This window comes from Pseudomonas sp. GW822-FHT03F04 (genome assembly GCF_058801405.1).
This window is the reverse complement of the sequence record NZ_JBXANF010000008.1, coordinates 341279-354677: the sequence shown is the minus strand read 5'-3', so window position 1 is coordinate 354677 and position 13399 is coordinate 341279. Positions and strand designations below refer to the sequence as shown.

At 59.5% G+C, this 13399-nt stretch carries 12 protein-coding genes; 8 read left to right on the top strand and 4 right to left on the bottom strand.

Annotated features, from left to right (window positions below; all coding sequences use genetic code 11):
* Positions 1-13: 13 nt before the first annotated feature.
* The 3 genes from AC1RMX_RS20825 to ppsR all read right to left on the bottom strand — a co-directional run bounded on the left by AC1RMX_RS20825 (position 14) and on the right by ppsR (position 4210).
* The gene (locus AC1RMX_RS20825; RefSeq protein WP_192560165.1) at positions 14-1336 is read right to left on the bottom strand and encodes an ABC transporter ATP-binding protein; all 1323 of its coding nucleotides are present in this window, start codon (positions 1334-1336) and stop codon (positions 14-16) included.
* Between the two features lie 14 nt (positions 1337-1350).
* Positions 1351-3096, bottom strand: a complete 1746-nt coding sequence (locus AC1RMX_RS20820) for an ABC transporter permease (protein WP_096822522.1) — start codon at positions 3094-3096, stop codon at positions 1351-1353.
* 295 nt (positions 3097-3391) lie between these two features.
* Positions 3392-4210 (bottom strand): posphoenolpyruvate synthetase regulatory kinase/phosphorylase PpsR, encoded by an 819-nt coding sequence (gene ppsR / locus AC1RMX_RS20815; RefSeq protein WP_096822521.1) that lies wholly within the window; start codon positions 4208-4210, stop codon positions 3392-3394.
* Positions 4211-4384: 174 nt separating this feature from the next.
* Between ppsR and ppsA the strand changes: the two genes are divergently transcribed.
* The 8 genes from ppsA (at position 4385) to AC1RMX_RS20775 (ending at position 12559) form a co-directional block, all read left to right on the top strand.
* Positions 4385-6760, top strand: coding sequence for a phosphoenolpyruvate synthase (ppsA, locus tag AC1RMX_RS20810; protein ID WP_096822520.1), 2376 nt, complete (start codon positions 4385-4387; stop codon positions 6758-6760).
* Positions 6761-6853: 93 nt separating this feature from the next.
* The gene (locus AC1RMX_RS20805) at positions 6854-7843 is read left to right on the top strand and encodes an alpha/beta fold hydrolase (RefSeq protein WP_096822519.1); all 990 of its coding nucleotides are present in this window, start codon (positions 6854-6856) and stop codon (positions 7841-7843) included.
* A gap of 226 nt (positions 7844-8069) precedes the next feature.
* Positions 8070-8561, top strand: a complete 492-nt coding sequence (gene rraA, locus AC1RMX_RS20800; RefSeq protein ID WP_096822518.1) for a ribonuclease E activity regulator RraA — start codon at positions 8070-8072, stop codon at positions 8559-8561.
* Between the two features lie 25 nt (positions 8562-8586).
* Positions 8587-9582, top strand: a complete 996-nt coding sequence (locus AC1RMX_RS20795; protein WP_085732397.1) for a zinc transporter ZntB — start codon at positions 8587-8589, stop codon at positions 9580-9582.
* A gap of 63 nt (positions 9583-9645) precedes the next feature.
* Complete coding sequence (locus AC1RMX_RS20790) at positions 9646-9894, top strand: CrfX protein (RefSeq protein ID WP_493072903.1); 249 nt, start codon at positions 9646-9648, stop codon at positions 9892-9894.
* A 2-nt stretch (positions 9895-9896) separates the two neighbouring features.
* Positions 9897-10721 (top strand): mechanosensitive ion channel family protein, encoded by an 825-nt coding sequence (locus AC1RMX_RS20785; RefSeq protein ID WP_065259736.1) that lies wholly within the window; start codon positions 9897-9899, stop codon positions 10719-10721.
* A gap of 90 nt (positions 10722-10811) precedes the next feature.
* Positions 10812-11402 (top strand): RNA polymerase sigma factor SigX, encoded by a 591-nt coding sequence (gene sigX / locus AC1RMX_RS20780; protein WP_011333251.1) that lies wholly within the window; start codon positions 10812-10814, stop codon positions 11400-11402.
* A gap of 107 nt (positions 11403-11509) precedes the next feature.
* Entirely contained in the window at positions 11510-12559 is a 1050-nt protein-coding gene (locus tag AC1RMX_RS20775; RefSeq protein ID WP_493072901.1) for an OmpA family protein, read from the top strand.
* 75 nt (positions 12560-12634) lie between these two features.
* Here AC1RMX_RS20775 and cobA read toward each other — a convergent pair whose 3' ends face one another.
* Positions 12635-13387, bottom strand: a complete 753-nt coding sequence (cobA, locus tag AC1RMX_RS20770; RefSeq protein ID WP_493072899.1) for a uroporphyrinogen-III C-methyltransferase — start codon at positions 13385-13387, stop codon at positions 12635-12637.
* Positions 13388-13399: the final 12 nt, after the last annotated feature.

The following is a 13399-nucleotide window of genomic DNA, read 5'->3' as shown; positions in this document are numbered from 1 at the left end:
GGATGGTCGAGGGCTACAGGCTGCCCTCGACGTCCTCCAGGCTGAACGTTTCGGTATGGTCGTCGTAGGAGAAAATCTCCGCATAACGGCCCCAGGCAATCACGATTTCCAGGTTTTTCTCGACGAAGGCTTCGGTCAGCGAATCTTCCAGTTCCTGCTCGAAACGCACCCGTGGCGCCCGGTGGCCGTTGCGTTCCAGCAACACCTGGCGGATGCGTGCGGCCAGCGGTATGTAGCGGATCAGATGTTCGGCAAACAGGGTCTTGCGTTCCTGGGTGCCGTAGTCCGCAAACAGTTTGCCGGCGTCGGTCAGGGTGATGTCGGCGCCCTTGAGTTCGGCGAAGCCCAGGTATTCGAGCATCTCGGCCACCGGAAACAGGTCGTCCACTTCCAGCAAGCGCCGCTCGGCCACGGTGGGCAGGCCGGCGTGGCCGTTGTAGGGTTCGGCCGCGAGGGTTTCGATCAGGCCGGCCATCAGGTTGGTGGACACTTCCTGCAGCGGGCTGCTGATCTTCAGCTCGGGTTTGCCGCTGCTGGCGTCGGCGCTGCGGCGGTCGGTCATCTGCGCGTAAATGTCATCGACCATCTGCCGGAAGGCCGGGTCCAGGCGATTGCGCGGGTGGGCGAAGGGCACCTTGATTTCCGCCACCAGCCGCCCGGGGTTGGACGACAGCACCAGAATGCGGTCGCACATCAGCACCGCTTCTTCGATGTTGTGGGTCACGATCAGGATCGATTTGATCGGCAGCTGCTTGCCGCTCCACAGGTCCAGCAGGTCGTTTCTCAGGGTTTCGGCGGTCAACACGTCCAGTGCCGAGAAGGGCTCGTCCATCAGCAGGAGCGTCGGGTTGACCACCAGTCCGCGAGCGAAACCCACACGTTGGCGCATGCCGCCGGACAATTCGCGAGGGTAGGCGTTTTCGAAACCGTCCAGGCCGATCAGGTCGATGGCGGCCAAGGCACGCTTGCGCGCTTCTTTGCGTTCGACTTGCAGGGCTTGCAGGCCGGCTTCGACGTTTTCCAGCACGGTCAGCCACGGGAACAGCGCAAAGGTCTGGAACACCATGGCCACGCCTTCGGCCGGGCCGTCCAGCGGTTTGCCGTGATACAGGACTTCGCCGGACGAAGGCTCGATCAGGCCCGCGATGATCCGCAGCAGGGTCGATTTGCCCGAGCCGGAGCGGCCGAGCATGCCGACGATCTCGCCTTCGTGCAGGGCCAGGTCGACCCCGCTGAGCACTTGCAGCTCGTCCTTGCCCTTGCCAAACACCCGGTTGACGTTGGTGAGCGAGTAGATTTCGGGTGTGGCGCCAGCGTGTTCGGTAAAGGTATTCATCACATCGAATCCCGTCAGTTCAGGCGAAGTTTGTTTTCGGCCATGGCGTACATCGGCCGCCAGACCAAGCGATTGAAGGCCACGACAAAGAACGACATCACCACCACGCCAAGGGTGATTTTCGGGAAGTCACCGGCAGCCGTGGTTTGCGCGATGTAGGCGCCGAGGCCGTGGGCGACGACCTTGTCCTGCCCCCAGGACACGAATTCGGAGACGATGCTGGCGTTCCACGCACCGCCCGAGGCGGTGATGGCGCCGGTCACGTAATACGGGAAGATCCCCGGCAGCATGACCTTGCGCCACCACAGCCAGCCGCGAATGCGGAAGTTGGCGGCGGCTTCCTTGAAATCATTGGGGAAGGCGCTGGCCCCGGCGATCACGTTGAACAGGATGTACCACTGGGTGCCGAGCACGATCAGCGGACTGAGCCAGATGTCCGGGTTCAACTGGTAACGCAGGATCACAATGACGAACACCGGGAACAGCAGGTTCGCCGGGAACGCCGCGAGGAACTGCGCCAGCGGCTGGATCTTTTCTGCCAGCGCCGGTCGCAGGCCGATCATCACGCCCAGCGGTACCCAGATCAGCGAGGCGATGAAGATCAACCCGGCCACTCGCAGCAGGGTAAACAACCCCATCAACAACACATGCCCGACCTCGGCCAACGTCACTTCGGTGCCGACGTACAGCGCGATGTGGTAGAGCGCATAGGCGGTCAGCAACCCGATAAACGAGCCCCAGATCCAGTCAATCGCCTTGGTGGTGGCGGGACTTTCCGAGGCCATGACCTTGCGCGCCGAACGCGGCAAGCTCAGGCGCATGTTGCCGAGCCGGCCGATGACGCGGGTGACGGGGCGCAAAATGCGCTGGATCAACCGGGTGCGCTGGATCAGATTCAGCACCCAGGACTCCGGCGCGGCGGTCTGCGATGCGGTGTTTTCCATGCGGAACTTGTCGGCCCACGCCACCAGCGGGCGGAACAGGAACTGGTCATAGATCAGGATGACCACGACCATCGTCAGGATGACGTAGCCCACCGCGTGCATGTCTTTTTGCGCGATGGCCATGGCCAGGAACGAGCCGATCCCCGGCAGGGTGATGGTCTGGTCGCCGACGGTGATCGCTTCGGACGCCACCACGAAAAACCAGCCGCCGGACATGCTCATCATCATGTTCCAGACCAGTCCGGGCATGGCGAAGGGTACGTCGAGCTTCCAGAATTTCTGCCAGCCGGACAGTTGCAGGTTGGTCGATACCTCCACCAGATCCCGCGGCAGCATGCGCAGCGACTGGTAGAAGCTGAAGGTCATGTTCCATGCCTGGCTGGTGAAAATGGCAAAGATCGCGGCGAGTTCCGCGCCCAGCACCCGTCCCGGAAACAACAATAGAAAGAAGGTCACGGTGAAAGAGATGTAACCCAGCACGGGCACCGATTGCAGGATGTCCAGCACCGGCACCAGCAGCTTTTCGGCCCGACGGCTTTTTGCAGCCAAGGTGCCGTAGAGCAGGGTGAACACCAGTGCCGCGACCATCGCCGCGAGCATGCGCAGGGTGGTGCGCATGGCATATTCGGGCAGGTTGCTTGGGTCCAGGGACACCACTTCACTTTGCAGGGAGCCGATCGGGGCCCAGGTTTCCCGGGCACCGATGGAGAAAAACAGCAAAAAGCCGATCACCAGCGGCAGGGCGATCAAGTCCCAGCGATTGGGCAGCAGGCGCCGTGTCGTGGCCGGGATGTAGTGACGGAACACTTTATTCATAAGCAGTGAGTCCTGCAGCGTTCTGAATGGAGGCGCGGCTGTCTGAGCGTAGCTTCTGTCTGCATTGCGCACCCGGGAACGAGCGGGCGCTCATTCCATGACTTCAAGCAGGAAGTGGATGCTGCGGACCCGGTGAGTTCGCCGGGTCGAGAGGGTTGGCGCATCCGGTTTCGGGCCGGATACGCAACTTGCGCGGATTGTATATTTCGGAATGTTACAGGGGCGTAAAAAACACCGCCCGCGAGGACTTTGCGTTAGTTCATTCAGCGTGCGTACAGGTTGAGGAGCCAGGGGGTTACTTGAACCGCCGCTCCACACCTTTTTCCACCAGGATCTTCGCCGAAATCTCTTCCACCGAAAAATGCGTGGAGTTGATGTGCGGGATGTTCTCGCGGCGGAACAGGTTCTCCACTTCGCGCACTTCGAATTCGCACTGGGCGTAGCTCGAATAGCGGCTGTTGGGCTTGCGCTCGTTGCGGATCGCGGTGAGGCGGTCCGGGTCGATGGTCAGGCCGAACAGCTTGTGCTGGTGGGCGCGCAGGGCAGCCGGCAGTTGCAGGCGTTCCATGTCGTCTTCGGTCAGCGGATAGTTGGCCGCGCGGATGCCGAACTGCATCGCCATGTACAGACACGTCGGCGTCTTACCACAACGCGACACGCCCACTAGTATCAGGTCGGCCTTGTCGTAATAGTGGGTGCGGGCGCCGTCGTCGTTGTCGAGGGCGAAGTTCACCGCCTCGATCCGCTCCATGTAATTGGAGTTATGACCGATCGAATGGGATTTGCCGACGGTGTAGGAAGAATGCTCGGTCAGTTCCTGCTCGAGCGGGGCGAGGAAGGTCGAGAAGATGTCGATCATGAAACCATTGGAGGTTGCGAGAATCTCACGAATGTCCTGATTGACGATGGTGTCGAAGATGATCGGCCGGAAACCGTCGGTTTCAGCGGCTTTGTCGATTTGTTGTACCATGGCCCGCGCTTTTTCCACGCTGTCGATGTAGGGCCGCGTGAATTTGCTGAAGGTAATGTTTTCGAACTGCGCCAGAAGGCTTTGACCCAGGGTTTCGGCGGTGATGCCGGTGCCATCGGAGATAAAGAAAGCAGATCGTTTCATTTGCACCTTGGGCCTTAAGCTAGTGACGAATCTTGGATATGATAGGCGCGATTTGCCGGCCGCCATTGGCCCGCATTCTCACTTATTTTCCAGGTCCAGGCCATACAGCCGGCCAACGCTCCCCCGAGCCGCCGGTTTCTGAGCTTTTCCAACACAGTTAGTGGAGAGATCACCTTGGTAGAGTACGTAGTTTCCCTCGATAAGCTCGGCAAACACGATGTTGAGCATGTGGGGGGCAAGAACGCATCCCTGGGCGAGATGATCAGTAACCTGGCCGGTGCCGGTGTTTCGGTCCCCGGCGGCTTCGCCACGACGGCGCAGGCCTATCGCGACTTCCTGGAACTGAGCGGTCTGAACGATCAGATCCACAAGGCCCTCGATGCCCTGGACGTCGATGACGTCAATGCCCTGGCCAAGACCGGCGCCCAGATCCGCCAATGGATCATGGAAGCCGAATTCCCTGAAAAACTGAATGCCGAGATCCGCACCGCGTTCGCCGCGCTGTCGGCCGGCAATCCTGACGTGGCCGTGGCCGTGCGTTCCTCCGCCACCGCCGAAGACTTGCCGGACGCATCGTTCGCCGGTCAGCAGGAAACCTTCCTGAACATCCGTGGCGTTGAAAACGTCATTCGCGCGGCCAAGGAAGTGTTCGCTTCCCTGTTCAACGACCGTGCCATTTCCTACCGCGTGCACCAGGGCTTCGACCACAAACTGGTCGCCCTGTCGGCCGGGGTGCAGCGCATGGTGCGTTCGGAAACCGGCACCGCCGGCGTGATGTTCACCCTCGATACCGAATCCGGCTTCCGTGACGTGGTGTTCATCACCGGCGCCTACGGCTTGGGCGAAACCGTCGTACAAGGCGCGGTGAACCCGGACGAATTCTATGTCCACAAGGGCACGCTGGAGGCCGGTCGTCCGGCGATTCTGCGCCGCAACCTGGGCAGCAAGGCCATCAAGATGATCTACGGCGACGAGGCCAAGGCCGGTCGTTCCGTGAAAACCGTTGATGTCGACAAGGCCGAGCGTGCGCGTTTCTGCCTGACCGACGCTGAAGTCAGCGAACTGGCCAAGCAGGCGATGATCATCGAGAAGCACTACGGCTGCCCGATGGACATCGAGTGGGCCAAGGACGGTGACGACGGCAAGCTGTACATCGTGCAGGCCCGTCCGGAAACCGTGAAGAGCCGCACTCAGGCCAACGTCATGGAACGTTACCTGTTGAAAGAAACCGGCACCGTGCTGGTGGAAGGCCGTGCCATCGGCCAGCGCATCGGCGCCGGCAAGGTGCGGATCATCCGCGACGTGTCCGAGATGGACAAAGTCCAGCCGGGCGACGTGCTGGTCTCCGACATGACCGACCCGGACTGGGAACCGGTCATGAAGCGCGCCAGCGCCATCGTTACCAACCGCGGCGGCCGTACCTGCCACGCGGCGATCATCGCCCGTGAACTGGGGATTCCAGCCGTTGTAGGTTGCGGCAACGCCACCCAGCTGTTGAAAGATGGCCAGGGCGTGACCGTGTCCTGCGCCGAAGGCGACACCGGTTACATCTTCGAAGGCGAACTGGGCTTCGACATCAAGAAGAACTCCGTCGACGCCATGCCGGAGCTGCCGTTCAAGATCATGATGAACGTCGGCAACCCGGACCGCGCCTTCGATTTCGCGCAACTGCCGAACGCCGGTGTGGGCCTGGCCCGTCTGGAATTCATCATCAACCGCATGATCGGCGTCCACCCGAAAGCGCTGTTGAACTACGACGGCCTGCCGCAGGAAATCAAGGACAGCGTCGACAAGCGCATCGCCGGTTACGACGATCCGGTCGGCTTCTATGTCGAAAAACTGGTTGAAGGCATCAGCACCCTGGCGGCGGCGTTCGCACCGAAGAAGGTCATCGTGCGTCTGTCGGACTTCAAGTCCAACGAATACGCCAACCTGATCGGCGGCAAACTGTACGAGCCGGAAGAAGAAAACCCGATGCTGGGCTTCCGTGGCGCGTCGCGTTACATCAGCGAATCGTTCCGTGACTGCTTCGAACTCGAGTGCCGTGCGCTGAAACGCGTGCGCAACGAGATGGGCCTGACCAACGTCGAAATCATGGTGCCGTTCGTCCGTACCCTGGGCGAAGCCAGCCAGGTGGTCGATCTGCTCGCCGAAAACGGCCTGGCCCGTGGCGACAACGGCCTGCGCGTGATCATGATGTGTGAACTGCCGTCCAACGCGATCCTGGCCGAAGAATTCCTCGAATTCTTCGACGGTTTCTCGATCGGTTCCAACGATCTGACTCAGCTGACACTGGGTCTGGACCGTGACTCCGGGATCATCGCGCACCTGTTTGACGAGCGTAATCCGGCGGTCAAGAAGCTGCTGGCCAACGCGATTGCCGCGTGCAACAAGGCCGGCAAATACATCGGCATCTGCGGTCAGGGTCCTTCGGACCACCCGGACCTCGCCAAGTGGCTGATGGAACAAGGCATCGAAAGCGTTTCGTTGAACCCGGACTCCGTGCTGGAAACCTGGTTCTTCCTGGCTGAGGGTCAGGCGCAGGCCTGATCGGTGAGTGAAGAGGTCGGTCCCTGACCGGCCTCTTTAGGATTCAAGTAGGGCGAGCTCTCCGGATGCCGCCCTTTTTTGTGCAAGAGCATTATGCAAAGCAGCAGTGACCTATTTCCTGTCGCCCTGATCAGCGCCGAACGACGCGGTGATCTGAGCGAAGACGTATACCGCTTGAAACCGGGCAACAGCCCTGACTGGTCCGTGGAAATCGCGGTGACCCGTCTCGGCATGGCCGATGAACCGGCGACACGCGGCGTACCGGTGATTTTGCTGCATGGCAGCTTTTCCAATCGGCGCTTCTGGTTCTCCCCGAAAGGGCTGGGGCTGGGCGCCTACCTGACGCGTCTGGGGTTCGATGTGTGGATCCCGGAAATGCGCGGTCACGGCCTGTCCCAGCGTAACGAGGACTACCGCCGCAACCGCGTCGCCGACTACGCCCGTTACGATCTGCCGGCCATCGCCGCGTTCGTGCGTGAGCAGAGCGGGCAGGTTCCGCACTGGATCGGCCATTCGCTGGGCGGCATCACCCTGGCGGCAGCGCTGGGCGGCGAATACCTCGGTGAACCGGCCGTGGCGTCGGCGGCGTTTTTCGGCACGCAGGTCAGCCGTACGTACTGGCCGTTGAAAATTCCGCCGGTGGAGTGGAGCGGACGCTTCATTCTCAAGCGTTTTGCCCAGTTGTCTGGCTCGCGGCTCAAGCGTGGCCCCGAAGATGAGCCGATCGGCCTGGCGCTGGAAAGCATGCGCTGGTACGGCCTGTTCGGGCGTTTTGGCGACAAGGACAAGGATTGGTGGGCGGGGCTCGCCGATGTTCAGGTGCCTGTCTTGGCGGTGACGGCGGCTGGCGATCATCAGGATCCGGCGTGGGCCTGTCGCAAACTGTTTGATCAGATCGGTTCCGAGCACAAGCAATTCATCAATCTGGGACGCGAGCAGGGCTTCAACGACAATTTCGGTCATGTCGAGATGTTGGTGAGCAAGGCCGCCCAGGCTGAAGTCTGGCCATTGGTTGCGCGCTGGCTGGCGGATCAGCACTCGCCGTTGCTGGGCGAAAAGCCCGATCTGGCAGCGGCGGTGTGATCGGAACACGCTGAAAAGGGCATTTCGTTCGAGTCGGCTTGCGGCTAAGATATGACGCATTGGACGGTTCTGGTCATATTTAGTGACTGTTTCGCTATTACGTTTCAGCCTTTGTTCAGGTTCGGTCAGCGACCATTGCATGGACTAAGGTAAACAGCGACCGCCGGGACTCGTTTCAAAAGAGTGCGACATCCTTGATCGTCTTCCTTGTTACAGGAGTTTTTCGATGAACCATTACCTTACGCCTGACCTGTGCGACGCCTATCCGGAGCTGGTGCAGGTGCTGGAACCGATGTTCAGCAATTTCGGCGGCCGTGATTCCTTCGGCGGCGAAATCGTGACCATCAAGTGCTTCGAAGACAACTCGCTGGTCAAGGAACAAGCCGAACTCAAGGGCAACGGCAAGGTGCTGGTGGTCGATGGCGGTGGTTCCCTGCGCTGCGCGCTGCTGGGTGACATGATCGCCGAGAAAGCCGCGAAAAACGGTTGGGAAGGGCTGGTGATCTACGGTTGCATCCGCGATGTGGACGTCATCGCCCAGACCGATCTCGGTGTCCAGGCGCTGGCCAGCCACCCGAAGAAGACTGACAAACGCGGTCTTGGCGACCTCAACGTGCCGGTGACGTTTGCGGGTGTCACGTTTCATCCGGGCCAATACATCTATGCGGACAACAACGGCGTGATCATCTCGCCGAGCCCGCTGAAGATGCCTGAATAAAATCGCGGTAAGCACTGGGGTGAGGATGTTCGAGGAAGAAAACGCGCAATGGGGGCTGGTGCATGCCCTGGTGCTGGACGGTAAAGGCGGTGCGCGTTCGATAGCCCGGACTGATCTCGACAGTTTGCAGCTGCAGGCACACGAAAGCCTGTGGCTGCACTGGGATCGCAGTCACCCGCAGACCCAGACCTGGCTGCGCAAATCCAGCGGACTCAACGAATTCACCTGCGACCTGCTGCTGGAAGAGAACACCCGTCCACGGCTGTTGCCGCTGCCCGATTCCGAATTGCTGCTGTTTTTGCGCGGGGTCAATCTCAATCCGGGTGCCGAGCCGGAAGACATGGTGTCGGTACGGATTTTCGCTTCAGCCCAGCGTGTGATTTCCCTGCGTTTGCGCCCATTGCGCGCCACCGATGAACTGTTGGCGATGCTGGGGGAGGGCAAAGGCCCGAAAACCTCGTCCGAACTCATTCTCTATCTCGCTCAATACCTCACCAACAAGGTGCAGGATCTGGTCACTTGCCTCTCGGAAGTGGTCGATGAAGAGGAAGAAAAACTGGATGCCGACGAACGGTATACTCCCGAGCACGGTGCCATTTTGCACATCCGTCGCAGGGCGGCCGGACTGAAGCGTTTTCTTGCGCCGCAGCGGGATATTTTCGGACAGCTGACGCGGATAAAACTGCCCTGGTTCGTCGATGACGACGCCGACTACTGGAACGAATTGAACAACAGCCTGACCCGCTATCTCGAAGAGCTCGAATTGACCCGAGAGCGCGTGGGGCTTGTGCTGGACACCGAAGACCGGCGTTTGAGCGTGCGCATGAATCGCACCATGTACCGCTTCGGAATCATCACCGGGATCTTTTTGCCGATGAGTTTTCTCACCGGCCTGCTGGGGATCAATGTCGGCGGAATTCCGCTTTCCGGGAGCCCCTACGGATTCCTTGTGGCGTGCCTGCTGATGGTCTCGGTGGCGCTCGGACAATGGTGGTTGTTCCGCCGTTTGCGCTGGGTATGACGATGCGCCATGTGACCCGACCAAATTTGCCCGCGTCTTTCACAGACATCACGAGAGGTGCGTATGCACGATCCGTTTGAACAGTCTTTGCGCGACATGCTCAACGCCTCGCCGTCCGGCCGCGACGACGACGCCTGTCTGGGCCGCGTACTCAAAACCGCCAACCGCCAGGTCGGCGCCGGCGATCTGTTCAGCCTGCTGGGCCGCTGGCTGCCCGCGCTGATGATCGCCCTGAACAACGGCTCGGCCCATGTCGCGCCGGTTTCCCGTCTTCGTAAATCTACCGCTCGCACTGCTGATAAGGCTGATTGAATATGGAACTTGATCTCTGGACTCAGAGCCTCGTCACGGCAATGACTGCGTTGTGGACCAAAGTCGCTAATTTCATCCCGAACCTGTTCGGCGCACTGGTGGTGCTGCTGTTGGGCTTCGTGGTGGCCAAGCTGCTGGACACGCTGCTGTCCAAGCTGCTCGCCAAACTCGGTCTCGATCGCCTGATGGGCGGCACCGGGCTGACCAAATTGATGTCCCGTGCGGGACTGCAAGTGCCGATCTCGACCCTGATCGGAAAAATCGTGTATTGGTTCGTTCTGCTGATTTTCCTGGTTTCTGCAGCAGAATCCCTTGGGCTTGAGCGGGTTTCAGCTACGCTGGACATGCTGGCGCTGTATGTTCCGAAAGTTTTCGGCGCAGCCCTGGTGCTGCTGGTTGGTGTATTGCTGGCGCAGTTGGCCAACGGTCTGGTGCGCGGTGCGGCAGAAGGCGTGGGTCTGGACTACGCTTCAGGGCTTGGGCGAATTGCCCAGGGCCTGGTGATCATCATCAGTATCTCGGTCGCGATCAGTCAGCTCGAGGTCAAGACCGACCTGCTGAACCATGTGATCGTCATCGTATTGATTACCGTTGGTCTGGCGGTTGCGCTGGCCATGGGCTTGGGAAGCCGGGAAATTGCCGGTCAGATTCTTGCGGGAATCTATGTGCGTGAGTTGTATCAGGTTGGGCAACAAGTGCGTGTTGGCGAGGTCGAAGGCCAGATCGAAGAGATCGGCACGGTTAAGACTACATTGCTGACCGATGAGGGTGAGCTAGTCTCACTCTCCAATCGGATCCTGCTGGAACAGCATGTGAGTAGCCGCTAACCCGGCAAACCCTGCTAATGTATGCCGCCGCAAAATGCCAGCTGATGCTGGCAGCGGTGGACATTGACCTGACTGTCGGCACGACTTGTTTTGAATAAAGCCCAAACGCTATCCACGCGCTACGACCCCCGCGAGCTCTCTGATGAGGAGTTGGTCGCGCGCTCGCATACCGAGCTGTTTCACGTGACGCGCGCCTATGAAGAACTGATGCGGCGTTACCAGCGAACATTATTTAACGTTTGTGCGCGGTATCTTGGGAACGATCGCGACGCAGACGATGTCTGTCAGGAAGTGATGTTGAAGGTGCTGTACGGCCTGAAGAACTTCGAGGGGAAATCGAAGTTCAAGACATGGCTATATAGCATCACTTACAACGAATGCATCACGCAGTATCGGAAGGAACGGCGAAAGCGTCGCTTGATGGACGCACTGAGTCTTGACCCCCTCGAGGAAGCGTCTGAAGAAAAGGCGCCGAAACCCGAGGAGAAGGGCGGACTCGATCGCTGGCTGGTGTATGTGAACCCGATTGACCGTGAAATTCTGGTGCTTCGATTTGTCGCAGAGCTGGAATTTCAGGAGATCGCAGACATCATGCACATGGGTTTGAGTGCTACAAAAATGCGGTACAAACGTGCTCTAGATAAATTGCGTGAGAAATTTGCAGGCATTGCTGAAACTTAGTTCAGCGCAAATATCTCTTACGTGTAGGCAAGTTCTGATAGACTTGCCGCCGAGTTGTCCCCCGGTTTGCGGGACTGCTTCACAATCACCAGATGGGGATTTAACGGATGAAACTGAAAAACACCTTGGGCTTGGCCATTGGTTCTTTGATTGCCGCTACTTCGTTCGGCGCACTGGCACAAGGCCAAGGCGCAGTTGAAGGCGAACTGTTCTACAAGAAGCAGTACAACGACAGCGTTAGCCATGTCGAAGACGGCTTCAACCCAGGCGCCTCTATCGGTTACTTCTTGACCGACGACGTATCGTTGAACTTGACCTACGACAAGAACAACCACACCCGTTCGAACGACGGCACCGGCAGCCAGAAGCTGGGTGGCGACAACTTCGGTCTGAACGCTCAGTACCACTTCAACAACGCTGGTGACGCTCTGCGTCCTTACGTTGCTGGCGGTGTGAAGCACGGCAGCCTGACCAACGTAGCTGCTGACGGCCACACCGGTCGCGATCAGTCGACCTACCTGACTGCTGGCGCTGGCGTTAAGTACTACTTCGCTGAAAACTTCTACGCCCGTGCTGGTGTAGACGCTGACTACAAACTGGACAACGGTCGCTGGAACTACGCTCCAGTAATCGGTCTGGGTGTGAACTTCGGTGGCGGCAACAAGCCTGCTGCTGCTCCAGTTCCAGCACCAGCTGAAGTCTGCTCCGACAGCGACAACGATGGCGTTTGCGACAACGTTGACAAGTGCCCAGACACCCCAGCCAACGTAACTGTTGACGCTGATGGCTGCCCGGCAGTTGCTGAAGTTGTTCGTGTTGAGCTGGACGTGAAATTCGACTTCGACAAGTCGGTCGTCAAGCCAAACAGCTACGGCGATATCAAAAACCTGGCTGACTTCATGAAGCAGTACCCATCGACTCGCACCACTGTTGAAGGTCACACTGACAACGTCGGTCCTGACGCTTACAACCAGAAACTGTCCGAGCGTCGTGCAAACGCCGTTAAACAAGTTCTGGTTAACCAGTACGGTGTTGAATCGTCCCGCGTTGGTTCGGTTGGCTACGGCGAATCCCGCCCAGTTGCTGACAACAAAACCGAAGCTGGTCGTGCTGTTAACCGTCGCGTAGAAGCGCAGGTTGAAGCTCAAGCTAAGTAATTAGCTCGCCGCTTTGAGAAAAGCCCGGCTTATGCCGGGCTTTTCTTTGTCTGCGATTTGGTGAAAACCAGATGATCAGGCCGACTGGTCGGCTGGCCACGCCAGTGAAGCGGATTGCTCTGCAGAAGCAGCGACCGCACCAATCACCAGAATGGCAGGGCTCTTGAGCTCAAACCTGCAGGCCGCTTCCTCCATCCCCGTCAGATCGCTCCGGCATTCCCGTTGCTGTGGCAGGGATGCGTTCTCGATCATCGCGACCGGCGTCTCCATCGCCATCCCGCCTGCCAGCAATTGCTCACGAATCTCGCTGAGCTTGGCCACCCCCATGTAGATCACCAACGTCGTGCCGCTTTGCGCCAGCGCCTGCCAGTTCAATTGGCTGTCGTCCTGAGTGTGCGCAGTGACCAGCGTTACGCCCCGCGCTACGCCGCGCAAAGTCAGCGGAATGTCACACTGCGTCGCCCCGGCCAGTCCGGCGGTGATGCCATTGACCAGCTCCACTTCAACCCTGCGCTCACGCAACCACTGCGCTTCCTCGCCACCACGGCCGAAGATGCAGGGATCGCCGCCCTTGAGACGAACGACGCATTTGCCCTGGCGCGCATAACGCAGCATCAGCCGATGGATGAATGCCTGTGGTGTCGAACGACAGCCGCCGCGCTTGCCGACCGGAATGATCCGCGCAGCCGGGCAGTGCTCCAGCACCGCGTCGTTGACCAGATCGTCGATCAGCACCACATCCGCTTCGCGCAAGGCCCGCACGGCTTTGAGCGTCAGCAATTCAGGATCGCCGGGACCCGCGCCCACCAGCCAGACTTTTGCATTCATGGTGTTTTCCTC